The sequence below is a fragment of the Collinsella sp. LCP19S3_B11 genome (assembly GCF_052121915.1).
In the GTDB taxonomy this organism is placed as follows: Bacteria; Actinomycetota; Coriobacteriia; order Coriobacteriales; family Coriobacteriaceae; genus Collinsella.
In genome coordinates this window covers 58,701-82,765 of the sequence record NZ_JBQKDI010000004.1, presented here as the reverse complement: position 1 = coordinate 82,765, position 24,065 = coordinate 58,701, and the positions used below count along the sequence as shown (strand labels likewise).

Here is a 24,065-nt window from a genome sequence, read left to right as displayed (position 1 = left end):
TCTGGTAGCTGCTAGGCTGCGGTCACGGACAGGGCGTGGAACTTCTCGCCGGCGCTCTCGACGGCGGCAGCGAGCTGCTCGGCGGCCACGGTGTCGGCGCACTCCACCTGTACCGTCTGAGTCTCGTGATCGGCATCGGCGTCGGTCACGCCGGCAACGTTGAGCAGTGCCGTCTCGACAGTAGCGTCGCAGTGGCCACACATAAGGCCGGAAGTCTTAATTGTGTAACGCATGGGTATTCCTCTCTGTTATGTTGGCTTTCCCAGGCACCCGACCTTGACCTTCAAGCCGTCGCTCGCGTACCAAAGTACGCGTCGCTCCTCTTTCAGGTCAATCTCGTGCACCTGGAAAACCCGTTCTAAATGGACGTAATGGTGAGCCTATTTTGCCACTTTAGGCTTAAAGGATTTCAGGCGCAGAGCATTGGACACGACGCACACGCTCGACAGGCTCATCGCCGCGGCGCCAAACATCGGCGAGAGCTGCCAGCCGGTGAGGGGGAAGAACGCGCCCGCAGCGAGCGGAATGCCGATGCCGTTGTAGAACAGCGCCCAGAACAGGTCTTGCTTGATGTTGCGAATCGTGGCGCGCGAAAGCTCGATAGCGCGGGCGACGTCCATGAGGTCGCTGCGCATGAGTACCACATCTGCCCCTTCCTTGGCGATGTCGGCGCCGGTGCCGATAGCAAGGCCCACGTCGGAGCGCGCCAGGGCGGGGGAGTCGTTGATGCCGTCGCCCACCATGGCGACCTTGCCGCCCGCATCCTGCAGTTCGCGCACGTGGCGTTCCTTGTCGGCGGGAAGCACGTCGGCGATGACCTGCTTGCTGCTCAGTCCTACGCGGCGGGCGATTGCTTCGGCAGTGACGCGGTTGTCGCCGGTGAGCATATGCACGTCGACGCCGAGCGAACGCATTACAGCGATGGCCTCGGCGCTCGTCTCCTTGACCTCGTCAGCCACGGCAATGGTGCCGACAAGCTCGCCGTTCTTGGCAAAGAACAACGGTGTCTTGCCCTCGGCGGCGAATCGCTCCGCAAGTCCTGAGGGCACCTCCGCGCCCAGCTCGTTCATCAGACGCACGTTGCCGGCTGCGATGGTATTCTGCCCCTCGCGCGCCGTAACGCCTCGTCCAGGCACGGCGGCAAAGTCCTCGACCATGCGCGCCACGATTCCGCGCGCCTCGCACTCGGTCATAATCGCCTCGGCCAGCGGATGCTCGCTCGAGCGCTCCAGCGCGGCAGCGAGCTTCAGTAACGCCTTTTCACTCATGGCGGGCGAGCCATCGGCGCGCGTGGCTACCACGATATCGGTCACGGCGGGTTTGCCGCGGGTGACCGTACCCGTCTTATCGAGCACCACGGTACCCACGCCGCGCAGGTTCTCCAGCGCCTCGGCGCTCTTAAACAGAATGCCCATCTCGGCGCCCTTGCCGGTGCCTACCATAATGGCGACGGGCGTGGCTAGGCCGAGCGCGCAGGGACAACTGATCACCAGCACGGCCACGGCGGAGGTGAGCGCCTCGTTTATGCTGCCGGTCAGTGCCATCCACACCGCAAAGGTCACGGCCGAGATCACGAACACCACGGGCACGAACACGCCGGCGACCTTGTCGGCCATGCGGGCGATGGGCGCCTTGGTGGCGTTGGCGTCCTCGACGAGCTGGATAATCTTGGCGAGTGATGTCTCGGCACCAACCCGCGTGGCGCGGAAGGTAAACGAGCCGGTGCGGTTGACGGTGGCGGCGTTGACGGTGTCGCCGGCGGCCTTTTCCACGGGGATTGACTCGCCGGTGAGCGCACTCTCGTCCACGGCCGAGCTACCCTCGAGCACCACGCCGTCGACGGGGATTGACTCGCCGGGGTGCACGCGCAGGACCTGGCCGGGAAGGATGCTATCGACGTCGACGGTGGTTTCGCTGCCGTCGTTGGCAACGACGGTCGCGGTTTTAGGCGCCAGATCGATGAACGCCTCGATGGCGCCGCCGGTTTTGGACTTACTGCGCGTCTCGAGGTATTTGCCCACGGTGACGAGCGACAGGATCGTGCCCGCGCTCTCAAAATACAGATTGTCCATGCCTGTCATCATGGCCTCGTGCACCTGCCCCGTGGCCAGCTGGTCGGCCATGATGAACATGGCATAGAGCGACCAGGCAATGGAAGCGGTGGCGCCCACGGCAATAAGGGCATCCATGGTGGGCGCGCCGTGCGCGAGCGATTTAAACCCGTTGATAAAGTATGCGTCGTTGACGTAGACGATGGGGATGAGCAGAACGAGCTCGGTGAGGGCGAGCGTCATGCTGTGGATATGGTCGGTGAAAATGCCGGGCAGCGGCCAGCCGAGCATGTGTCCCATGCCTATGTAGAACAGTGGGATGAGGAAGACGATCGAGACGATGAGGCGGGTGCGCATGGCAGAGGCGGCGGCCTCCAGCTTTTTAGTGGGCGACTCCATATGGGCGGCGCCAGACCTGGCTTGTGCGCTGCCGTTTGAGCCGGCGGCACCGGTGCCCGTGCTGACGGGTGAGGCCGAGTAGCCCGCGCGGTCGACGGCGGTGCAGATATCGTCGGGGGAGACCTTCGCGGGGTCGTAGTCGACCATCATGGAACCGGCGAGTAGGTTGACTGCGACGCTTTGGACGCCGTCGAGCTTGCTCACGGCACGGTCCACGTGTGCCTGGCAGGCGGCGCATGTCATGCCGCCTACGTCGAACTTATCTTGAGCCATGGCCTCTCCTTTCTGTAGTTTGGTTTGGTGTTGGAATTGTTAACATGCCGATACTATACACCCATACCCCCTGGGGGTGTATGGCAAAAGTTGAAATGTATGACATTCCGATACGGGTGTCGACTGCCAAGTTAGCGCACCATCCTCGCCCTTCGTCTCAATCTGTAACATCTAGTTCCATTTTTGCCGAGTTACTGTTACAGATTGAGACAAACAATTCGGCGGTTGCTTAACATCTCGATCTGTAACATCTGGCAGGGAAAATGACCTCTATCTGTTACAGATCGAGATGTTGTTTTACGAGGTTTTGGTTTGTCTCGATTCGTAACGTGTAGACCTGGTTTTGCCTCGTAACTGTTACAGATTGAGACAATTGGCCCAGACTCGCCCCGTCCGCCCCGTCATCTGTGGTTTACGTGGGGGCATACGGAGTACGGGTATACTAACCGGCGGCGAATCTGCTCCATCGCTTAGAGCTGCTGCGTCTGGACGGCGCGTGATAGGGCTGCCAAAGCGATCGCCAGCGTGCTGAGCAACGTCCTCTCTGTGCGCACCCGTTTTTGTATGTACTAGCGCACTACCAAGCACGCCCGCGCGGCCGCATGCCGTGCCCCTTGCGCGTGCAGATAAGGAACAACAACATATGCGTAATTCTGTATCCGACGTCACCGACGCCGAGATCCTGGACGAGACCCGCGAGGCCATGGCCCAGGCTGCCTTCGATGCGGCCGACGAGGCCAGCGCCGCCGAGACCGTCGAGTCCGCTACCGAGAACCTGCCCGCCTTTGATGAGCTGGGTCTTTCGGACGAGATACTTCGTGCCATCGAGAACCTGGGTTACACGGCGCCGACGCCCGTGCAGGCCGGCTCGATCCCCGTGGTGCTCGAGGGCCGCGACCTGCTTGCCGCCGCTCAGACCGGCACCGGCAAGACGGCCGCCTTTTTGCTGCCGACCATGAACAATCTGGAGCACATCGCTCCTCCCAAACCTGTGCGCGAGCGCGGCGGCCGTAACCGTCGTCGCGGTGCTAAAAAGCCCGAGGGCAACGGCCGCGGCCCCGTGATGCTCGTCATCACCCCTACGCGCGAGCTCGCCCAGCAAATCGACGAGGTCGCGAGCAAGATCGCCGACGTCACCGGCCATGTTGCCGTGACCGTCGTGGGCGGCGTGAGCTACAAGCCGCAGACCGCTGCTCTCAAGTACGGCTGCGATATCCTGGTCGCAACGCCGGGCCGTCTGGTCGATCTGATCGAACAGGGTGCCTGCCACCTGGACGAGGTCAAGGTGCTGGTGCTCGACGAAGCCGATCGCATGCTCGACATGGGCTTTTTGCCCGCCGTTCGCCGTATTGTGCGCGAGACGCCGGCCGAGCGCCAGACGCTGCTGTTCTCGGCGACCCTCGACGAGGAGGCCGTGGGCGAGATCACCGATCTGGTGAGCGACCCGGCCCGCGTGGAGATCGCGCCCGCCACGTCGACCGCCGACACCGTCGACCAGTTTGTGTTCCCGGTGTCCATCGAGGCCAAGAACAACCTGCTGCCCGAGTTCCTCAAAAAGGAAGGCCCGGAGCGCACCATCGTCTTTATGCGCACCAAGCACCGTGCCGACAGCTGCTGCCGTCGTCTGGAGCGCAAGGGCATCAAGGCTGCCGCGATTCATGGCAACCGCAGCCAGGCCCAGCGCGAGCGCGCGCTTTCGGCCTTCCGCGACGGTACCGTCGACGTGCTGGTGGCAACCGACGTGCTCGCCCGCGGCATCGACATCAGCGACGTGCGCTACGTCGTGAACTTTGACGTGCCGGCCGAGCCGACCGACTACATCCACCGTATTGGCCGTACGGGCCGCGCCGGCGAGCTGGGCTGGGCCATCACGTTTGTGACCGAGCAGGACGTGGATGAGTTCTACGAGATCGAGAAGCTCATGGACAAGACTGCCGACATCTACGAGGCCGGCGACTTGCACGTGGGCCCCAATCCGCCCGCGGTTGATCCCGAGCGCGACCCTGCGGCCTTTAAGGTGAAGAAGAAGACCAAGCGCGGTAAGTCCAAGAGCAAGAAGAAGCTTGAGCAGGCGCGTCGCGACGGCAAGCGCAACGGCGACGATTACGGCGATGTGGCCGGTCGTTCCAACCGCGGTCGCGATGAGCGTCGTGGCGACAGCGAGCGCCCGAGCCGTCCCAAGCGCGGCGGCAAGACCCGCGTGCGCGAGGGCATTCAGGCTCGCGTGGACGAGGCCGTGGAGAGCGTGGCCCGCGAGGTGGCTGCCGAGGAGCGTGCAGGTGCTGGTGCCGTCGAGCCGGCCCCGCGCGGCAACCGTGCCGAGCGCCGTGCCAAGCAGTTCCAGGGCGAGGCGCACCGCCGTCGTCGTGAGGACGAGGACCGCGGCGGTCGACGCCGTGTTGAGCGCGAGGACGAGGGCCGTGGCTCGCGCGGCGGCAAGCGCGGCGCGGGCGACCGTCGTCGTTCCGGTCGCGATGACGAGCGCGGTGGCCGCGGCGGCGAGTCCCGTGGCGGCAAGCGCTTTGAAGAGCGCGGCGGCCGCGGCGGTGAGCGTCGCGAGGATGCTCGCGGCAATGGCGGCCGCAGTGGCGCCGGCCGTTCTGGCGAGTCGCGCGATCGTCGCGATCCGCGTGCCAGTCGAGATCGTCGCGATGACTGGCGCAACTACGACGATACCCGCGAAGAGCGTCGCGGCGGCCACCGTGGCGGTCGCGGCGGCAACCAGGCCGGCTCCCGTGGTGGCCGTGCCGGCGGTCGCGATAACCGTGGCAGCTATGGTAACAATCGTGGCGGCAAGCGCGGCGGCAGCTCCCGTCGCCCCGGTGACGGCGGCGGCAAGCGCAAGTAACATACGCGTCGCGCGGTAAGGCGACACGAGTTTGGGCCTCGAGCAGACTATGCTCGGGGCCCTTTTTGGTGCAAGGGGACGGGTTCATATGCACCAACGTCTTGAAGTTGCGGTGGAGTACGGACTGTTTTGGCCTTTTGAGCGGCTTTTCAGTCCCTATTTCACCGCAACTCATGATTGGTGCAAAGTAACCTGTCCCCAAGGCACCAAACAAGGAGTGTCCCCAAGTGTCGCCTAAATACCGTTTATCGAAGAAAAAATACCGTTCATCGGTCATAATGGTTGTTCCGGCTTTGGGCTTGTCTACAATAGCTTCCGTAAAAGAAATGCGGAAGGTTACCGAGTCCCTCGGACGTGGGCCTAACCAAAGTCTTTGAACGGGTGTGTCTCTATGGATGCATTCGCTTGATTTTGGTTGGGCTATATTTATGAAGGGACATGCTACCGTGGGTTTCTTTTCTCGCCTAATGGGCGGTTCGGATGAGCAGAAGACTGCAGCTTCCGAGTTCGAAATCCTCGCTCCCGTTTCCGGCGAGCTTGTTCATCTAGAAAATACCAATGACCCCGCTTTTAGCAGCCGTGCGGTGGGCGATGGCGTTGCCGTGGTTCCCCAAGAGGGAACGGTGTGCGCTCCTGTTTCAGGCACCGTCGCGGCGCTGTTTCCGACTGAGCACGCGCTGGGCATCATGTCCGACGACAGCTCTGCTCAGGTGATGCTGCATATCGGAATCGATACTGTTAAGCTTGAAGGCAAGGGCTTCCATGCGCTTGTTGCCCAGGGTGACCATGTCGACGCGGGCCAGCCCCTCGTCGAGGTCGATTTCGACGCGGTCCGCGCCGCCGGCTTCGATCCCACGGTCTTCGTTATCGTGTGCGAGCGCTCAGAGAACTCGACTCTTCGTGAGCATGCTTCCGGCCCTGTTGTTGTTAAAGAGTCTGTCGTCTGGCTTTCTGAGTAAGTTCTTGTGGTGGGTACCGTGGTTATCAAGCGAGTTTTTAACAACAACGTCGCAATGGTCACTTCGGACGATGGCTCCGAGCTCATCGTCATCGGTCGAGGCCTCTGCTTTGGCCGTCATGCCGGCGATGCCATCGATGAGGCGTCGATCGAAAAGACCTACGCGTTGCAGGAGGGAACTTCTCAGGATTCGCGTACGATTGACCGCTTGGCGCATCTTTTGGAGTCCATCCCCACCGTCAACCTCGTGATTGCCGAGGACATTGTTCAGATGCTCCGTCGAGAGCTCAATGTTGATATCAACGACAAGATTCTCATTGCTCTCGCAGACCATATCAGCCTTGCTTTGGAGCGCGAGCGCAAGGGCGTCTCCTGTGAGAATCCGTTGCTGCTCGAGATCCAGCAGTTCTATCGCAAGGAGTATGCGCTTGCGGGCCGTGCGTTGCAGATTGTCAAGGAGTATATGGGCATCCAGATGAGCGAAGAAGAGCAGGGTTTCATTACGCTGCACATCGTCAACGCCACCATGCCGCAACGCTCCGATCGTTTGATTGTTTCGGTCCAGCTTGTTCGTGACGTGCTCGCGATTGTTTCCAAGCGCTATGCTACGACCCTCGATGACACCTCGCTGCCTTATGAACGTTTCGTTCGTCACCTGCAGTTTTTCGCACAGCGAGCGCTCGATCCCGCGGCAGGGCAAATCAACGGCGACGCGCTGTTCCGAATCGATGAAACGGCATATCCGTGCGCATTCTCGTGCGCGGACGCCATAGCCGCCCACTTGTCGTCTACCTATAACGTTGTCGTTACCAATGCCGAGAAGAGTTATCTCGCGTATCACATTGTTAACCTGCTTGGAGAACCTGGTCTCTAGGCATAACGTGCCCACACATCGATTGATATAAGGCAAGGCTCACGGTCTTGTCCAGGGCACATCTGTCTTAATTTGCGGAAAAGGAAGGGGAGTACCGCTATGACCGCAAAAAAGAAGTTCAATTTCAAAGCGCCGTTGGAGGTGTTCGCGAAGTCAATCGTCCAGCCGATGATGTATCTCTCGGTTGCCGGCATTCTGCTCGTCGTGGGCATTATTCTGACCAACAAGACCATCTGCGCCATGGTCCCTGTGCTGGGCTTCGGTCCGTTCCAGCTCGTGGGCGCCGTTGTCTATCAGTCGCTGATGTTTATCATCAACAACCTCTCGATTCTGTTCTGCGTGGGCATCGCCGGCGCCATGGCAAAGAAGAACAAGGGCCATGCTTCGCTGATCGCCCTGATGTCGTTCTTCCTGTTCCTGCAGGCTAACAACATCGTGCTCAACGCCACCGGCTCTCTTGCCGAGGCGAGCGGCATGCTCGGCCTTACCGGAACTGGCCAGAGCACCGTTATGGGCATCCAAGTGCTCGATACCGGCGTGTTTGGCGGCATCATTCTTGGTTGCATCACCGGTGCCGTATTCAACAAGTACTCGAACAAGCAGTTCCCCATTGCCCTGTCGATGTTCTCGGGCGTTCGCTTTCCGTTCCTGATCATGATCATCATCTCCTGGTTTATGGGCGCTGGCTTTTGCATCGTTTGGCCTCCGGTTCAGGGTGCTATCTCCTCCGTTGCCGGCATCATTAAGGATTCGGGCAACATCGGTCTGTTTATCTACGGCATGCTCAACAAGCTGCTCGTTCCCACCGGTCTGCACCACCTCATCTCCATCCCGTTCCAGTTCTCCGATGTGGGTGGCACCCTGACGCTGGGCGATCAGGTTATCGCCGGCGCCTATCCCATCCGTGTCGCCGAGATGGCAATGACGGGCCAGCCCTTCTCCGATAGCACCTACTTCAACAGCTATGCCTTCAACAACCTGTGGCCCTACATCGGTATCGGTCTCGCCTTTATCTTCACTGCTTACAAGGGGAACAAGGACAAGACCAAGGCTGTTATCATCCCGCTGATCATCACCGTCGTGCTCTCCTGCGTGACCGAGCCCATGGACTTCCTCTTTGTCTTTGCCGCTCCCGTGCTCTTTGTCGTTCACTCGGTTCTTTCCGGCATCTTCCTGGTCCTGCTCAAGGTCCTCTCCGTGCCCGCTTCGACTGCAGGCGGCATCATCAACGTCGTGGTTTCCAACCTGGTCCTGGGTGTCGACAAGACCAACTGGCCGGTTATGCTGGTGCTTGGAGTCGTCAACGCCGCTCTGTACTTCTTCCTCTTCACCCTCCTTATCAAGAAGCTCAACCTCCACACTCCCGGTCGCGAGGAGGAGTCCGAGCTCGCCGAGTCCGTTGCCGAGGGCGAGGCCGCCGCATCTGTTGCGGTGAAACAGGGCGCTGTTGCCGCGGCTCCCGCAGAGGGCGTCGATGCAGGCATTGCCGACCTGGTCGCAGGTCTTGGCGGCAAGGACAACATCGAGGAGCTCGAGAACTGCTTTACGCGTCTCCGCGTGAACGTTAAGAACCCGGACCTCATCGATGAGGACCTCATCAACCACGTGCCCAACAGTGGCATCAACCGCAACGGCAACAATATCCAGATCATCTTTGGCATGAAGGTCGCCGAGATGCGCGACAAGGTCGAAAACACAATTGAGAAGGAGCAGTAAACAATGATCATTACTCTGTGTGGTGGCGGATCCACCTTTACCCCCGGCATCGTCAAGTCCATCGCCCTGCGCAAGGACGAGCTCGATGTTGACGAGATTCGTCTGTACGACATCAACGAGGAGCGCCAGCGCAAGATCGGCGTGCTCGTGGACTGGATTTTGCACGAGGACCTCGGCCTGGACATCAAGCTCACGGTGACCACCGACAAAAAGACGGCTTTTACCGACGCGAGCTTCGTGTTTGCCCAGATGCGCGTGGGCGGCTATGCCATGCGCGAGCAGGACGAGAAGATTCCGCTGCGTCACGGCTGCGTGGGTCAGGAGACTTGCGGTTGCGGCGGCCTTGCCTATGGCATGCGTACCATCTTCCCCATGGTCGAGCTGATCGATGACGTTGAGAAGTACGCCAAGAAGGACTACTGGATTCTCAACTACTCTAACCCTGCCGCCATCGTCTCCGAGGCCTGCCGCGTTCTGCGTCCCAATGCTCGCATCATCAACATCTGCGACATGCCGATCGCGATTATCGACGTGGTTTGCGCTGCGCTCGATATCGACAAGAAGGATGTCGAGTACGATTACTTTGGCCTCAACCACTTTGGTTGGTTCACCTCGATCCGCCACAAGGGCGAGGAGGTGCTCCCGCAGCTGCGCGAGTACATCAAGGAGCATGAGATTCTGCTGGCCGATTCGTACCTCAAGGGCATGAGCTCGCTGATGTCCAAGAAGCCCGAGGAGGCCACCGACGAGCATCCCGAGCAGAACCGTCACACCAAGGGCAGCTGGTACTACGTCTGGAAGGGCGTGTACGAGATCATGGAGTGCTTCCCGGAGTATCTGCCCAACACGTATCTGAACTACTACCTGCAGCAGAAGGAGTTCGTCGAGCACTCCAACCCCGAGCGCACCCGTGCGAATGAGGTCGAGGAGACGCGCGAGAAGAACCTTTTTGATGGTATCGATCACTACGAGAAGACGGGCGAGATCGACGAGAGCACGTTCTATGCGGGCAGCCACGGCGACTGGATTGCCGACCTGGCTATCGCTCTGAAGAACGACACCAAGCAGCGCTTCCTGGTCATTTGCGAGAACAAGGGCGCTATCCCCAACATGCCCTACGACGCCATGGTCGAGCTGCCTGCCTACATTGGCAAGAACGGCCCCGAAGTCATCAGCCGCGACAACATTCCGCTGTTCCAGCAGGGCCTCATGATGCAGCAGCTGAACTCCGAGAAGCTCCTGGTCGAGGCTACGATCGAGGGTTCGTACGAGAAGGCGCTCAAGGCCTTTACGCTGAACAAGACCGTGCCGTCGATGAAGGTCGCCAAGGAGGTTCTCGACGACATGATCGAGGCCAACAAGGGTTACTGGCCCGAGCTTAGCTAAAGGCAGAAGACGCTGGCGCAAAAGAGTCGCTGACCGCAAAACATGATTAATGCCTCGTCCGCGTGCTTGCGCGGACGAGGCATTTCCGTTTTGCGCAAAGGATTGATACGGGGGATGGGCTCTCTGACATCAACGCAGGGCATGAGGTTTTCTGCTGACGCGCCGCGGCTGCGGTGCCCGGGCGGACACGCCGGGGATTTCGCCCGCTGCCTGGCGCCCTTGCCGCCATCCGGCTTTCGCGCTCGCATTCTTTTGGATGCGGGCGTGTTTTTCGTGGCGCGCACGGGTCCCCCGGGGCGCGCCGTGCATTTTCGGGAGTTTTCAGCAAGCCGGGGTGACTGCATACGCGCCGGAATCGTCTTTTTGAGCCAGCGGGATCCTTCGGCAGGCGATTTGGGTTGGCTGGCGGCGTCCGGCGCGGCGATAACGCGCGTTTCGCGTCGCGCCGTGCCCCAAAACGACGCCAATCGCGCGGCGTCCACGATTTGCGGCACCGCCTGCGGGGGCCGCGATGCTGAAAACTCCGGTTTTTGCACGGTCCAAGCGGGGGTACGTTTGGACGGGAAGGGGCACCCCCGTCTATTTATGCATGACGCAAGCGAAATTATGCAAGACAATAGGGCGCCATGCGCCGGATACCCAGCCTGGGCGCGCCATACGCCGACGCTTAGGCCCTCGATATCTCGGACATCATCACGCTCTAAATACTAACCCAGCAACAAAATAATCCGTCTTTTCTCCGTCCCCATGGGACCGGGTGTGGTATTCTATCTGCCGGGTATAACATAGAAATACCAAGTAATACTAACGCCGCAGAAACAATCTCCAGATGCGGGCCAATCGGGTTGCCTTCACAGCCCGTCGCCCAGCCGCGTGGCCCGCATCTATCCGCACTACCGTTGTTTCAAAAAGGAAGCGCCATGGCAGAACACATGACCCCGGTTGTCGCGAAGGTCTTGCCCGAGGAAAAGGCGGCCTTCGCGGCGGCAACCCAGCTCGTGGGCACCACGCCGTCCAACGCCATCCGCATGTTTATCGCCGCGTTCAATCGCTGCGGCACCTTCCCGTTCGACATTTCGCCCAGCGGGGCCTTTGGCACTGCACCCGATTCTCATCAACAATGACTGTCCCAAACTGCCGGTACTTGGGGACGTTCATTTTCTGCCGGCAGTTAAGGAACGTCCCCAAGTACCGGGTTTTGAGGAGGCTGGCATGCTCAATGCGATAGCGTGGGCGCTCGCCTGTTTTGGCGTTGTCGCTGCCGATATAGCCCTGAGCGTGGTTCTGTTTTCTGTTCTCGATGCCGTGTCGGTGCTGACGGGCTATCCGATCGACAATCTCGATATTCAATGGTTCCAAGCCGCCGCTCAGACGGCGTCGTTTTTGATGGCGCTGCTGTGGTGGCGTTATCTGTGGCCGCGCTCGTTTATGGCGCGCTCGCAAAGCGAGCATCCGCTCGGCGGGGGAGCGCGTGGGGCGTGGAAACGCATCGCCTGCGTTATCGTGATCGGTCTTGCCCTGCAGGTGGTCGTTAGCTACGTGACCGACGCCGTGCTGTCTCTGTTGCCCGATGCCGCGGCCGACTACAGCGAGCTTGTCGAGGAAACGGGCATGGGCGATACCAGTCCTCTTGCCGTCCTGACCACGGTGCTCGGCGCGCCGTTTTGCGAAGAGCTCCTGGTGCGCGGTGTTATCTTTGAGTTTTCGCTGCGTGCGTTTAATCCCCAGTGCCGTCCGCTCTGGAAGCGCCGGCGTCGTGCGAGTGCGCAAGACGGCGCCATAGTGCCCTGGGCGGCCCCAAGCACGTGGGGTGTCGCCGCGGCGATTATGCTGCAGGCGGCAATCTTCGGTTTTATGCACATGAATTGGGTGCAGGGTTGCTACGCGGGTGCCGCCGCCCTCAGCTTTGGTTGGGTGCTCGTGACGACCGGAAAGCTCCGCTACACGATCCTGCTGCACTTTGCCTTTAATGCCGGGTCGTATCTCATGGGCCTGCTGTGGTTTGTGAACACGCCGCTCGACGTGGTGGTCACGGTCGCTATCGCCGGCGTCATCCTCGTTGAGGCAATGCGCTCGCTGCGCCACGCGTGTGGGATGGACGCAGCGAGCGCACTGCTGCCTTAGTTGCGGCGACCGCCTCCGTTGGCACCCTGACGCCCCTGAGCCGCACGGTTGCGCCCGGCGGTGTTCTGCGCGCGCGACATGCCGCTGTGCCCCTTGCTGCCCTTGGGCCCCTTGGCTCCAGCGCCGCCAGCGCCACCGTGGCCCTTGCCGCCCTTCTTGCCGGTGCCATGTCCGCCGCCGGCAGATGTCTCGCCCGGGCGTGGCGGCACGGGGCGGATCAGGCAATGCTTGGTGTAGCCGATCAAATCGCGACGCCCGGCTTTCTCTAGCGCCTCGCGCACGAGCTTGTAGTTCTCGGGCTTGCGATACTGGATGAGCGCGCGCTGCATGGCCTTCTCGTGCGGGTCGCGCGCCACATAGATCGGCTCCATGGTGCGCGGGTCCACGCCGGTGTAGTACATGCACGTCGACATGGTGGACGGCGTGGGGTAGAAGTCCTGCACCTGCTCGGGCATGTAGCCCATGTCTCGCACGGCCTCGGCAAGGTCCACGGCTTCCTTCATCGTCGATCCGGGGTGGCTCGAGATCAGATACGGCACCACGTACTGCTTGAGTCCGTACTCGCGGTTCAATCGTTCAAATTTACGGCAGAATGCGTCGTAGACGGCTCGGCTCGGTTTGCCCATCACGGACAGCACCGCGTCGCTCACGTGCTCGGGTGCTACGCGCAGCTGGCCCGAGACGTGGTGCTCCAGCAGCTCGCGCAAAAACTCGTCCGAGGCATCGGCCATGGTGTAGTCGAAGCGGATGCCGCTGCGGACAAAGACCTTCTTGACGCCCGGCAGCTGGCGCAGGTCGCGCAGCAGCTGGGTGTAGCCGCTCTCGTCGACCACCATGTTCTTGCACACGCTCGGCCACAGGCATCGCTTGTTCTTGCATACGCCGTGCTTGAGCTGCTTGTCGCAGGCGGGACGGCTAAAGTTGGCCGTCGGCCCGCCCACGTCGTTGATATAGCCCTTAAACTCGGGATCGCGCGTGAGCAGCTCGGCTTCGCGCATGATCGAGTCGTGGCTGCGCATCTGCAGCACGCGACCCTGGTGGAAGGTGAGCGCGCAAAACGAGCACTCGCCAAAACAGCCGCGGTTGGAGCTGATCGAAAACTTGATCTCGGCAAAGGCCGGCACGCCGCCCGCCGCGTCGTAATCGGGATGCCAATCGCGTGCGTAGGGGAGCTCGGCCACCTCGTCCATCTCGTCGGTGGTGAGCGTCGCCGACGGCGGGTTCTGCACCACATAGACGCTGTTGGGGTAGGGCTCTACCAGGCGATGTCCGGTGATGGGGTCCATATTCTGCTGCTGCACGTTAAAGCTGCGCGCGTAGTTGAGCTTGTCGGCGGTAAGGTCGTCCCAACTGGGCAGCAGGTCGTAGTCGTAGACCTCGTCGAGCGAACCCGTGCGGTAGACGGTGCCATTGATATAGGTGATCTGATCGACGGGCAGTCCCGCGTCGAGCGCGTCGGCGATCTCGACAATCGCGTGCTCGCCCATGCCGTAGATGAGGATGTCGGCACCCGAGTCGAGCAGTACCGAGCGCTTGAGCTTGTCCTGCCAGTAGTCGTAGTGGGCCAAGCGACGCAGGCTTGCCTCGATGCCGCCGATAATGATGGGGGCGTCCTTGAATGTCTGGCGGATGAGGTTGCCGTAGACCGTGACGGCACGGTTGGGGCGGTGCCCCTCCTCGCCACCGGGGGTATAGGCGTCGGTGTGGCGGCGGTGCTTGGTCACCGAATAGTGGTTGACCATGGAGTCCATGTTGCCGGCGCTGACGAGAAAGCCCAAGCGCGGCTCGCCGAGCACGGTGATGCTGGCGGGGTCGGTCCAGTCGGGTTGGCAGATGATGCCCACCTTGTAGCCGTGCGCGTCGAGGACGCGGCTGATGATGGCCATGCCAAAGCTGGGATGGTCCACGTAGGCGTCGCCGCAGATGTAGACAAAGTCGCACTGGTCCCAGCCGCGCGCATCCATGTCGGCGCGGCTGACGGGGAGGAACTTATCGCGGCCCGGGCGCCAGGGGCGGACAGGCGCTGCCGGGACATGCGCGGGGCGCGAGCCCTGGGCTTTGCTTCCACGCTTTTGCTGCTGGCCGCGTTGGGCATGCTTGCCGTGCTGGTTGTGCTGAGCGTCCTGGGGCTTTTTTGCCACGATTCCTCCCGGTGTTTGTATGCTGCACGTAATTGTAACCAGTCTTTTTGGGACGGGGCTAAAAAGACTGGTGGAGTACACGAGGTGTCGGGTGTCGATGCCGCGCCCGCCGTTTGTTTCCAGACGGTGTATCTGCGCGTTGGGGAGTCCGTCTCGCGGGCGCGCCATGTTGTCAATGGGTTACAGTATGAACGGCGGCTATGTTTCCGCCAACGCACGAGAGGGTCGTCAACAAGGAGGGCGCACGACGATGCAGCGTGCCAAACAGATATCGGAGTCTATTGAGCTGGGCATCATCTTGGCGCTCGCCGGTGGCTTTATGGACGTTTATTCGTACATTGGGCGCGACCATGTTTTCGCCAACGCGCAGACGGGCAACATCTTGCTGGTGGGCGTGAGCATCTCGGAGGGCAATTGGGCGCTCGCGGGGCGCTATTTCTTCCCTGTGGTGTCGTTTGCCGTGGGCATTATGCTTGCCGACCTGGTACACGAACGGTTTGGCAGCGTGATTCACTGGCGCCAGGTGACGGTGTTCTTTGAAGCCGTCATCTTGCTGGGCGTGAGCTTTATCCCCGGTGGCGGCTACAACTTGCTCGCCAACTGCCTCATCTCGTTTGCCTGCGGTATGCAGGTCGAGAGCTTCCGCAAGATCCACGGTCACGGCATTGCCACGACCATGTGCATCGGTAACCTGCGCAACGCGCTGCAAAACGTGGACGACTACATCATCACCCACAAGCGCGGCTTTTTGGAAAACGGCCTGCTGTACTTTGGCGTGATCTTTACCTTTGTGTTTGGCGCTGTGCTGGGAAACTGGTGTATTGAGCGCATGGGGCTGCACGCTATTGCGGTGGCGAGCGTGCTGCTGTTCGTGGCGTTTGCCATCATGTTTATCGACCGCGAGCGCGACCTGCGTTTTCGCTGGAAGCGCGCCTGCGAAGATTGGAAAGAGGCCTGCCAAAAATAGCGGCAGGGTGTGGCAAGGGGCTGACCCCTTGCCACACTGATCAATAATGGGGAGGGGACGGTCATCTCGGCCGCCCCTTTTTGTTTAGTGGTCAGGCGGTGACGATACCAGTTGTTGAAACGCTTTAAATAATCTGACATTCTCACGCGTTTTTCGCTTCAAAAGCGTTAGGATGGGAGCCATAGCGTGGGGCGTAATGGGTGCCCCGCACACGATGGGAGGCTATCAATGGCTAATCGTTTCGTTCTCAACACCATTTCTTATCATGGTTCCGGCGCCATCAAGGAGATCCCCGGCGAGCTCCAGCGTCGCGGCTACAAGAAGATTTTCGTCTGCTCCGACCCCGATCTGGTCAAGTTTGGCGTTACCGCTAAGGTGACCGACGAGCTCGATGCCGCCGGCATCGCTTGGAGCCTCTACTCCGAGATCAAGCCCAACCCCACTATTCAGAACGTCAAGGACGGCGTCGAGGCCTTCAAGGCCGCCGAGGCTGATGCTATCGTGACCGTCGGTGGCGGCTCCTCTATGGACACTGCCAAGGCCATCGGCATCATCATCAACAACCCCGAGTTCGCCGATGTCCGCAGCCTCGAGGGCGTTGCTCCCACTAAGAACCACGCCGTGTTCACCATCGCCGTGCCGACGACCGCCGGTACCGCTGCTGAGGTGACCATCAACTACGTCATCACCGACCCCGAGAAGGTCCGCAAGTTCGTGTGCGTCGACACCAACGACGCCCCCGAGGTCGCCGTCGTCGACCCCGACATGATGGCTTCCATGCCCGCCGGCCTGACCGCTTCCACCGGCATGGACGCTCTGACCCACGCCATCGAGGGCTACACCACCAAGGGCGCTTGGGAGCTCTCCGACATGTTCCACTTTGAGGCCATCAAGCTGATCAGCGAGAACCTGCGCGACTCCGTTGCCGAGGCCAAGTCCGGCCAGCCTGGCTCCGGCCGCGAGGGCATGGCTCTTGGTCAGTATGTCGCCGGCATGGGCTTCTCTAACGTTGGCCTGGGCATCGATCACGCCATGGCTCACACCCTGTCCGCTCACTACGACACCCCGCACGGCGTCGCTTGCGCCATGCTGCTGCCGATTGCCATGGAGTTCAACAAGCCGGTTTGCGCCGAGCGCCTGGCCAAGGTCGCCGTCGCCATGGGCGTTGACACCACGGGCATGAGCACCGATGAGGCTGCCGACGCCGCTATCGCCGCCGTTAAGCAGCTCTCCGCTGACGTGAACATCCCGCACGTCTGCGAGGCCATGAAGGCTGACGAGATCGAGGTCCTGGCCAAGGACGCCATGGCCGATGCCTGCTTCCCGGGCAACCCGCGTGAGGCGACGCTCGACGACGTCATCGAGCTCTTCAAGAAGATCTGCCCGGCTGCCTAACATGGTTCGGCGGGCCCCTGCCCGTTAGCCCCACAATCGTCCTCGGACATGTCGGAGGCCCCGCTGCGCACTACGTGCGGCGGGGCCTCCTTCTGTCCTGCGGAAAGATTGTGGGGCTAACGGGCAGGGGCCCGCCGGCTCGTTATCGTGGTGGGCGCCGCTCTGAGAAGCCCAATGGGTTGTCTCGCTAGGTAAAAAGATGGTTCGCGGTGGTATTGTTGCTGTGGGTTTAAATCGATATGAAAGGGTGACTTTGGTGTCCAAGATGGATTCTACGCTCTCCTATATTACTGACCAGTTGAAGGCGCTTACCTCGATTGCTTCGCCTACGGGCTATACCCGTGCGGCGACTGATTATCTAATGGAAACGTTGCGCGATATGGGCTTTGGCCCCGAGCGTTCCAATAAGGGCAACGTGCTGGTTGAGCTTGGCGGCGAGGGCGAGCCGCTTGTGTTGGCGAGCCATGTCGATACCCTGGGCGCCATGGTGCGCTCCATTAAGGACAATGGTCGCCTGCGTCCCACGACGCTCGGCGGGCATCAGTGGTCTACGGCCGATGGCGAGAACTGCACCGTCTACACGCGCGATGGCAATGTGTACACGGGTGTGGTCCTCAATACCGAGCCTTCGGCGCACGTGGCCGACGAGCCGGTCAAGACCATCGAGAAGAACATGGAAATCCTGCTCGATGAGAATGTCGACAGCAAGGATGACGTGCTTGAGCTGGGCATTCAGACGGGCGACATCATCGCTATGGACCCGCGTACCACGGTGACGGAGAGCGGCTACATTAAGAGCCGCTTCCTGGATGACAAGCTGTCGGCCTCCATTTTGCTGGGCTTGGCGCGTGCCGTCGCCGCTGGCGAGGTGACGCTTTCGCGCAAGGTTTCACTGCTCTTTACGGTGTACGAGGAGGTCGGCCACGGTGGTGCCTTTGTGCCGGCCGACACGCGCGAGATGATCAGCGTTGACATGGGTTGCGTGGGTGACGATCTGGGCTGCACCGAGCGCATGGTGTCGATTTGCGCCAAGGATTCGGGCGGCCCCTACAACTACGATCTGGTGACCACGCTGTCCAATATCGCGCGCGAGCTGGAGCTCGATTACGCCATCGACGTGTACCCGCATTACGGCTCGGACGTTGAGGCCACGCTTTCCGCCGGCTACGACATCCGTCACGGCCTGATCGGCCCTGGCGTGTACGCGAGCCACAACTACGAGCGCAGCCACATCGACGGCGTGCGCAATACCTACGAGCTGGTTCGCGCCTACGTTCAGCGCTAGGGGAGCAGCTTGCGACTCGGCTGACCAATCGCTAAAGCCCGATTTCTCGGGCTTTTTTTCGCTTTGGGTCGTTTAGTATTATGATGTATGTAATCTATTAACTAAACGTGTAAATTACTTAACGAGGTGATGCGGTGTATGGATACGTCTGAGTACTTGTCTATGGGTGATGCTGCCCGCCTGCTGGGCGTTACGAAAGCCCGCATATCTCAACTTGCCGCATCGGGAACGCTCGCGTGCGATATTGTGGGCGGACGGAAGATGGTCGAGTACAATTCCGCGGTCGCTTATCAAAAGGTCCGCAAACGTGGACGCCGTCTTGCGGCCGATGTGGGGCGCAAGTTTACGCTGATGTCGGCCGACCATGAGGTCGCGCATGTCTCATTTGATCCGTCGCGCGAATTTCCCTTCGAAATCGCGGAGGTCCTCGATGCACAACGAATGCCGTTTGGCACGTGCTCGAGCTCTTCTCCTACGGTGAATAAACGGGAGCTCAACGTGTGGTGGAGCCATCGGTCGGTGCCCGATGTTCGCCCCGGACTCGTCTCGCGCTATCGTGAACTGGGAATTGCCAGTGGCATCGAGGTCCCGGTTCAGTGCCTGGGCCTCTCGCTTTCGGATTGCTATTGGCTGCGGCCGGCAGAATGCGACGGGCTCAAATGGCGAAACCTCAATTACTTCGAGAATGATTTTGAGCGATCGGCGCCCGAGGGACGTTCGGGTTGGCTGGAGGGCATCGGTCTTAAAAATCCGGATAACACGTCCGAGGGCGAGCTCCCTAAATCGTGGATGATCCGAAACGGCATTCGCGTCTTGGCTAAAGGTTGCGGCATGGACGATCAGCGTCCCTTTAACGAGGCGGTTGCAACGGCTCTACATCGTCGCTTGTTGTCGGAGGGCGAGTTTGTTCCTTATACGGTTGAGCGGATGTTCGATGGCCCTGTGTGTCTGTGCGACGACTTTCTTGACGGCCGCGAGGAATACGTTCCGGCTGTTTACGTTAAGGGCGCACTTGGTAACCAGCGGGGAAACTCGACATACGACCGGTACTGCCGCTTCCTTGGTAAGCATGGAGCAGACGAGGCTGCCGTGAGAAGGTCTATGTCGCAGATGATTGTCTGCGATGCCCTTTTGGCCAACAGCGATCGCCATTGGCGAAACTTCGGCATCATCCGCAATGTCGACACCCTGGAGATAAGGCCTGCTCCGCTGTTCGATAGCGGCAACTGCCTGTGGTACAACGTACCAACTGCCGTGCTCGCAGCTGGGGAGTTTGGGTTTTCTGCTAAGCCGTTTGGGCCCGACCCTTCCGTCCAGCTGGCGCTTGCGGACTCACTCGATTGGTTCGATTCATCGCGGCTCAACGGATTTGTTGATGAGGCGATCGAGATTCTTTCGCAGAGCGAATGGGCCACAGCGGAGGGCCGGCTCGAGTCCATTTGCCGCGGCCTCGAGCGTCGCGTTATCGAGGTGAATGCTGCTGTTGAAGTGCTTCGACACGTGCGGCGATAATCCTGCAGCTACCTGATGGCGGCAGTTACCGTGCCGCCGCCCAGGACGACGTCGCCGCGATAGATAACGACGGCCTGTCCGGGGGCGACGGCGCGCTGCGGCTCGTCAAAGGTCAGAAGCATCTGTCCGTCGGCGCCACGTGTAAGGGTCGCTGCCTGGTCCTTTTGACGGTAGCGGTACTTGGTGCCCACGCGAATGTCGCCGGACGTGAGCTCTGCCTCCATGCGGTCGGCAGGGGCGCTCCAGATCCAGTCGTTGGCCGTGAGTGCTGTCGCCGTCAGGTCCTCAGCCTCGCCCAGATGCACAATGTTGTTGGCGGCATCGACGCCCGTTACATACACGGGGCGCGCCATCGCGACGCCCAAGCCCTTGCGCTGGCCGACGGTATAGCGCAGTGCGCCGTTGTGGCGTCCGACCACGCTGCCGTCGCGCCATACAATATCGCCCGGCTCGGCGGCATGCCCACAGCGGCGCTCGATATAGCCCGCGTAGTCGCCGTCCGCGATAAAACAGATATCCTCGCTCTCGGCCTTCTTGGCGTTGATGAAGCCCTGCTCGGCGGCAATGCGGCGCACGTCGCGCTCTTTGTCCAACCCTGCCAGCGGAAAGATTGTGCGTGCCAGGCGCTCTTGCGTGAGCGAATACAAAAAGTAACTCTGGTCCTTCTTGGAGTCTTCGCCGCGGTGCAGCTGCCAGGTGCCATCGGGCGCTTGGCTCGTTTTGGCGTAGTGACCCGTGGCAATGTAGTCGCAGCCCATATCGAGCGCCGCGTCGAGCAGCGCGCCAAACTTAATATGGCGGTTGCAGATGATGCACGGGTTGGGCGTCAGCCCCTCCTGGTAGGCGGTCACGAAGCGCTCGATAACGTTGCGGTCGAAGGCCTGCTGCAGGTCGAGCACATGGTGAGGTATCCCCAGGCGATCGGCGACGGCCTTTGCATCGGCGATGTCGCGGTCGACCTTGCTCATGCCCGTGACGGGATCGGGCGCAGGGCAGGTGAGGCGCATAGTGGCACCGACGCATTCGTAGCCTTGGCACTTGAGCAGATAGGCAGTCACGCTGGAATCGACGCCGCCGCTCATGGCGACGAGCACGCGCTTGTTGTGCATGGGGAGGTTCTCCTTGGTGGCATGTGGCCAAAAAAGAAAAGCGGCGCGGGAGGCTGGTTCCGCGCCGCAGACATTGTAGCAAGTTCGGACGTCTCGTGGGACACCCTGACGGGATGGGCTCAGACCGCCGGGAGAGAGGAGGCAGGTTCGTCCCTGAGCTCAACCTATGGGAAAAAAGGCTCTAGTCCTGGAACAGTGCCGTGGACAGGTAGCGCTCACCGGTATCGGCGAGCAGTGCGACGATGGTCTTGCCCTCGTTCTCGGGGCGCTTGGCCAGCTGCAGCGCGGCCCACACGGCGGCACCGGACGAAATGCCCACGAGCACGCCCTCCTTGTGGCCCACGGCGCGGCCGGTGGCAAAGGCGTCGTCGTTCTCGACGGGGATGATCTCGTCATAGACCTGGGTGTCGAGGACGTCGGGCACAAAGCCGGCACCGATGCCCTGGATCTTGTGCGGACCGGCCTGGCCCTTGGAGAGTACCGGGGAGGTGGCGGGCTCGACGGCGACAACCTGAATCTCGGGGTTCTGCTCCTTGAGGAACTCGCCCACACCGGTCACGGTGCCGCCGGTGCCAACGCCGGCGACGAAGATGTCGACCTTGCCGTCGGTGTCGTTCCAGATCTCGGGGCCGGTCGTGGCCTTATGGATGGCGGGGTTGGCGGGGTTCACGAACTGGCCGGCGATGATGCTGTTGGGGGTCTCCTTCTGCAGCTCCTCGGCCCTGGCGATGGCGCCCTTCATGCCCTTGGAGCCGTCGGTGAGCACGAGCTGTGCGCCGTATGCCTGCATAAGCTTGCGGCGCTCGACGGACATGGTCTCGGGCATGGTGATGATCACCTTGTAGCCGCGAGCCGCCGCCACCGAGGCGATGCCGACGCCGGTGTTGCCGCTCGTGGGCTCGATGATGGTATAGTCGCCGCCGCGCACGAGCTTGCCGGCCTTCTCGGCCTCGTCAATCATGTTCTTGGCGACGCGGTCTTTGACGGATCCGGCGGGGTTGAAGTATTCCAATTTGACGAGCACGCGGGCCTTAAGGTCCTCATCGGCCTCAAAGTGAGTGAGCTCCAAAAGCGGGGTGTGGCCGATAAGCTGATCGATGGACGTATAAACCTTGCTCATGGTGAACCTCCAAAGTGTTCAAATGACTGGATACCGTGTGGTTTTACGGTGGCCTAGTAGATAAACCCATAAACCTTATAGGTTGCTCATTTACCTGTTGGCAAGCATAGTAGACACTAAAGCCTAGTAATGCAATAGGAAATAGGAGATTATTACGAGCCGATTAACCACCTTGACTGGAATGGGTATTTTCAAAGCCAATTTTTCGGCTAGAATTTCAACGGATTAAAAGACCGAAAGGCAGCACTATATATGTTGGTTTCTACTAAGGGCAGGTACGCCCTGCGCGTTATGGTCGACCTGGCCGAGCACCAGGCGGCCGGTCGCATCCCGCTCAAAGAGATTGCGGCGCGACAGGGGATTTCCGAGAAATATCTCGAGAACATCTTGGCTACGCTCGTGCGCGCCAACATGCTCTCGGGCATGCGTGGCAAGGGCGGCGGCTACGTGCTCACGCGCCCGCCCGAGCAGTACACGGTGGGAGAGATCTTGCGCCTGACCGAGGGCAGCCTGGCGCCGGTCGCCTGCCTGGATGGCGACTGCAAGGGCTGCTCGCGATCTGATGAGTGCCCCACGCTCGACGTGTGGAAGAACCTGGACAAGCTCATCAACGACTACCTCGACGGTGTGACGCTCGATGCACTCGTCGCCCCCAACGGGGGCTACGACTACGTCATCTAGCCCCACCAGCCATTTGGGGACGGGGTAGAAATGGTAGATTTTCTTGTCCTCTGAGGCCTGACAAAGGCGAAGGCCGTCCATCGTTGCGATGGACGGCCTTCGTTTTGGCGTGTTGTGGCGGTCCGTATCCGGTTGCTTTAGTTCCTGGCGATGCTGTCGAAGATGCTTCGAGTGATGGACACCAAAATGCTACCCATAAAGGCCGACCCAAAGCTGGCAATGGAGATGCCCGCGCCCAGCAGATTTACCGATAGGTAGCTGGCAAGCTCGAGCATAAAGCTGTTGACTACAAGCTGAAAAATACCCAGCGTGATAATGGTGAGCGGCAGCGAGATGACCGTCAGGAGCGGCTTAACGAGCGAGTCGACGACGTTGAGGAACAGTCCCACAAAGGCAAAGCAGACCCAGGCGTCGGCCATGCCGAAGGGCTGAATGCCGGGGACGAGGAACGTGGCGATCGCGATAGCGATTGAGGTCAAAAGCCAGTTGAGCAAGAAGCGCATGGTGGGTTCCTTTCCGGTGCGCGTGACGTGTTGGTGGCGCGTAAGCTCGTTTGCCGCGGCGAATCGGACGGTTGCCTTGGCGTGCGCCTCTGCGTTGGGCGCCCATTGTCTCAGATATTCGTGGAGCTTGCGTGCGCATTCGGTTTCAAAACGGCGTTCGTCCTAAAAAACGCGCCGCTGACAGAGAGTCTTGTCACTTTAGTTTGGTGGTGTGCTAAACTGCTACGGGCAAAAGCCACATGCGTTGCCCTATTGCATAGAATGGGCGAACGATGCCCGGTGCCAGTATCAACTTCGATGCCTTTTGGCGGGTTTGGCGGTGATCGATGAATATCGAGAACATGTTTGACAAGCCTGATGTCAAGCAGCTAGTCCACGCATTTAGTCTTTTGGACGACGAGAAAGATATCCAAGCGTTTTTGACCGATATCTGCACACCGCGCGAGATTTGCGATCTATCGCAGCGTCTGCAGGTCGCGCGCTACCTGGACGAGGGCGAGCCCTATGTCGAGGTTCAGGTCCGTACCGGCGCTTCGTCCACCACGGTGAGCCGTGTATCCAAGGCGCTCAACGGCGAGTACGGTGGCTACCGCAAGATCCTCATTAAGCTGGAGGATGGCGAATAGGCCGCGGCAAAACGAATTGTGAAAAACCGCTCCTCCGGGGGCGGTTTTTATATGTCGAATAATTGGTGCAAAGCGACTTGTCTCCAAAGCGCCAAAA

Annotated in this window: 19 protein-coding genes; 13 read left to right on the top strand and 6 right to left on the bottom strand. The window is 60.6% G+C overall.

Annotated elements, in window-relative coordinates:
• Positions 1–11: 11 nt before the first annotated feature.
• Positions 12–233, bottom strand: coding sequence for a heavy-metal-associated domain-containing protein (locus tag ACTQV4_RS03660; RefSeq protein ID WP_154515953.1), 222 nt, complete (start codon positions 231–233; stop codon positions 12–14).
• Positions 234–380: 147 nt separating this feature from the next.
• Positions 381–2,723, bottom strand: coding sequence for a heavy metal translocating P-type ATPase (locus ACTQV4_RS03655; RefSeq protein WP_441569310.1), 2,343 nt, complete (start codon positions 2,721–2,723; stop codon positions 381–383).
• Positions 2,724–3,366: 643 nt separating this feature from the next.
• Between ACTQV4_RS03655 and ACTQV4_RS03650 the strand changes: the two genes are divergently transcribed.
• The 7 genes from ACTQV4_RS03650 (at position 3,367) to ACTQV4_RS03620 (ending at position 12,629) form a co-directional block, all read left to right on the top strand.
• Entirely contained in the window at positions 3,367–5,571 is a 2,205-nt protein-coding gene (locus tag ACTQV4_RS03650; RefSeq protein ID WP_441540504.1) for a DEAD/DEAH box helicase, read from the top strand.
• 446 nt (positions 5,572–6,017) lie between these two features.
• The gene (locus tag ACTQV4_RS03645) at positions 6,018–6,530 is read left to right on the top strand and encodes a PTS sugar transporter subunit IIA (RefSeq protein ID WP_427795715.1); all 513 of its coding nucleotides are present in this window, start codon (positions 6,018–6,020) and stop codon (positions 6,528–6,530) included.
• An 18-nt stretch (positions 6,531–6,548) separates the two neighbouring features.
• Complete coding sequence (locus tag ACTQV4_RS03640) at positions 6,549–7,403, top strand: PRD domain-containing protein (protein ID WP_441032987.1); 855 nt, start codon at positions 6,549–6,551, stop codon at positions 7,401–7,403.
• A gap of 99 nt (positions 7,404–7,502) precedes the next feature.
• Complete coding sequence (locus tag ACTQV4_RS03635; protein ID WP_441032990.1) at positions 7,503–9,119, top strand: PTS transporter subunit EIIC; 1,617 nt, start codon at positions 7,503–7,505, stop codon at positions 9,117–9,119.
• A 3-nt stretch (positions 9,120–9,122) separates the two neighbouring features.
• The gene (locus tag ACTQV4_RS03630) at positions 9,123–10,505 is read left to right on the top strand and encodes a 6-phospho-alpha-glucosidase (RefSeq protein WP_427795718.1); all 1,383 of its coding nucleotides are present in this window, start codon (positions 9,123–9,125) and stop codon (positions 10,503–10,505) included.
• Between the two features lie 920 nt (positions 10,506–11,425).
• On the top strand, positions 11,426–11,629 hold the full coding sequence (locus ACTQV4_RS03625; protein WP_117647680.1) for a type II toxin-antitoxin system RelB/DinJ family antitoxin: 204 nt from the start codon (positions 11,426–11,428) through the stop codon (positions 11,627–11,629).
• Positions 11,630–11,717: 88 nt separating this feature from the next.
• Positions 11,718–12,629 (top strand): CPBP family intramembrane glutamic endopeptidase, encoded by a 912-nt coding sequence (locus tag ACTQV4_RS03620; protein WP_441569309.1) that lies wholly within the window; start codon positions 11,718–11,720, stop codon positions 12,627–12,629.
• On the opposite strand, the gene ACTQV4_RS03615 is transcribed toward ACTQV4_RS03620, so the two are convergent.
• Positions 12,626–14,770, bottom strand: coding sequence for a YgiQ family radical SAM protein (locus ACTQV4_RS03615; protein WP_441569308.1), 2,145 nt, complete (start codon positions 14,768–14,770; stop codon positions 12,626–12,628). The genes ACTQV4_RS03620 and ACTQV4_RS03615 overlap by 4 nt on opposite strands.
• Before the next feature lie 250 nt (positions 14,771–15,020).
• On the opposite strand from ACTQV4_RS03615, the gene ACTQV4_RS03610 reads away from it, so the two are divergent.
• From ACTQV4_RS03610 to ACTQV4_RS03595, 4 genes are all read left to right on the top strand, one after another.
• Positions 15,021–15,737 (top strand): YoaK family protein, encoded by a 717-nt coding sequence (locus ACTQV4_RS03610; RefSeq protein WP_154515938.1) that lies wholly within the window; start codon positions 15,021–15,023, stop codon positions 15,735–15,737.
• A gap of 228 nt (positions 15,738–15,965) precedes the next feature.
• Positions 15,966–17,132, top strand: a complete 1,167-nt coding sequence (fucO, locus tag ACTQV4_RS03605; RefSeq protein WP_154515935.1) for a lactaldehyde reductase — start codon at positions 15,966–15,968, stop codon at positions 17,130–17,132.
• Positions 17,133–17,397: 265 nt separating this feature from the next.
• On the top strand, positions 17,398–18,417 hold the full coding sequence (locus tag ACTQV4_RS03600) for a M42 family metallopeptidase (protein WP_117635086.1): 1,020 nt from the start codon (positions 17,398–17,400) through the stop codon (positions 18,415–18,417).
• Positions 18,418–18,555: 138 nt separating this feature from the next.
• On the top strand, positions 18,556–19,929 hold the full coding sequence (locus tag ACTQV4_RS03595; RefSeq protein ID WP_441569307.1) for a hypothetical protein: 1,374 nt from the start codon (positions 18,556–18,558) through the stop codon (positions 19,927–19,929).
• An 8-nt stretch (positions 19,930–19,937) separates the two neighbouring features.
• Here the strand turns inward: ACTQV4_RS03595 and mnmA are convergent, their stop codons facing one another.
• Both mnmA and cysK read right to left on the bottom strand, forming a co-directional pair.
• Entirely contained in the window at positions 19,938–21,161 is a 1,224-nt protein-coding gene (mnmA, locus tag ACTQV4_RS03590; RefSeq protein ID WP_441545509.1) for a tRNA 2-thiouridine(34) synthase MnmA, read from the bottom strand.
• 58 nt (positions 21,162–21,219) lie between these two features.
• Positions 21,220–22,158 (bottom strand): cysteine synthase A, encoded by a 939-nt coding sequence (gene cysK, locus ACTQV4_RS03585; RefSeq protein WP_441545505.1) that lies wholly within the window; start codon positions 22,156–22,158, stop codon positions 21,220–21,222.
• A 252-nt stretch (positions 22,159–22,410) separates the two neighbouring features.
• Here cysK and ACTQV4_RS03580 point away from each other — a divergent pair, with 252 nt between their 5' ends.
• Complete coding sequence (locus tag ACTQV4_RS03580; RefSeq protein ID WP_154515923.1) at positions 22,411–22,839, top strand: RrF2 family transcriptional regulator; 429 nt, start codon at positions 22,411–22,413, stop codon at positions 22,837–22,839.
• A 137-nt stretch (positions 22,840–22,976) separates the two neighbouring features.
• Here ACTQV4_RS03580 and ACTQV4_RS03575 read toward each other — a convergent pair whose 3' ends face one another.
• On the bottom strand, positions 22,977–23,342 hold the full coding sequence (locus ACTQV4_RS03575) for a phage holin family protein (RefSeq protein WP_427717799.1): 366 nt from the start codon (positions 23,340–23,342) through the stop codon (positions 22,977–22,979).
• Positions 23,343–23,668: 326 nt separating this feature from the next.
• Here ACTQV4_RS03575 and ACTQV4_RS03570 point away from each other — a divergent pair, with 326 nt between their 5' ends.
• Positions 23,669–23,968 carry a YerC/YecD family TrpR-related protein gene (locus ACTQV4_RS03570; RefSeq protein WP_154515917.1) on the top strand — a complete coding sequence of 100 codons (300 nt, stop codon included), beginning with the start codon at positions 23,669–23,671 and terminating at the stop codon, positions 23,966–23,968.
• Positions 23,969–24,065: the final 97 nt, after the last annotated feature.

Excerpts from the sequence above, each read along its gene's own strand:
- ACTQV4_RS03660 (WP_154515953.1), bottom strand. The coding sequence starts at position 233 with ATGCGTTACACAATTAAGACTTCCGGCCTTATGTGTGGCCACTGCGAC.
- ACTQV4_RS03655 (WP_441569310.1), bottom strand. The coding sequence starts at position 2,723 with ATGGCTCAAGATAAGTTCGACGTAGGCGGCATGACATGCGCCGCCTGC.
- ACTQV4_RS03650 (WP_441540504.1), top strand. The coding sequence starts at position 3,367 with ATGCGTAATTCTGTATCCGACGTCACCGACGCCGAGATCCTGGACGAG.
- ACTQV4_RS03635 (WP_441032990.1), top strand. The coding sequence starts at position 7,503 with ATGACCGCAAAAAAGAAGTTCAATTTCAAAGCGCCGTTGGAGGTGTTC.
- ACTQV4_RS03630 (WP_427795718.1), top strand. The coding sequence starts at position 9,123 with ATGATCATTACTCTGTGTGGTGGCGGATCCACCTTTACCCCCGGCATC.
- ACTQV4_RS03625 (WP_117647680.1), top strand. The coding sequence starts at position 11,426 with ATGGCAGAACACATGACCCCGGTTGTCGCGAAGGTCTTGCCCGAGGAA.
- ACTQV4_RS03620 (WP_441569309.1), top strand. The coding sequence starts at position 11,718 with ATGCTCAATGCGATAGCGTGGGCGCTCGCCTGTTTTGGCGTTGTCGCT.
- ACTQV4_RS03610 (WP_154515938.1), top strand. The coding sequence starts at position 15,021 with ATGCAGCGTGCCAAACAGATATCGGAGTCTATTGAGCTGGGCATCATC.
- fucO (WP_154515935.1), top strand. The coding sequence starts at position 15,966 with ATGGCTAATCGTTTCGTTCTCAACACCATTTCTTATCATGGTTCCGGC.
- ACTQV4_RS03600 (WP_117635086.1), top strand. The coding sequence starts at position 17,398 with ATGGATTCTACGCTCTCCTATATTACTGACCAGTTGAAGGCGCTTACC.
- ACTQV4_RS03595 (WP_441569307.1), top strand. The coding sequence starts at position 18,556 with ATGGATACGTCTGAGTACTTGTCTATGGGTGATGCTGCCCGCCTGCTG.
- cysK (WP_441545505.1), bottom strand. The coding sequence starts at position 22,158 with ATGAGCAAGGTTTATACGTCCATCGATCAGCTTATCGGCCACACCCCG.
- ACTQV4_RS03580 (WP_154515923.1), top strand. The coding sequence starts at position 22,411 with ATGTTGGTTTCTACTAAGGGCAGGTACGCCCTGCGCGTTATGGTCGAC.
- ACTQV4_RS03575 (WP_427717799.1), bottom strand. The coding sequence starts at position 23,342 with ATGCGCTTCTTGCTCAACTGGCTTTTGACCTCAATCGCTATCGCGATC.
- ACTQV4_RS03570 (WP_154515917.1), top strand. The coding sequence starts at position 23,669 with ATGAATATCGAGAACATGTTTGACAAGCCTGATGTCAAGCAGCTAGTC.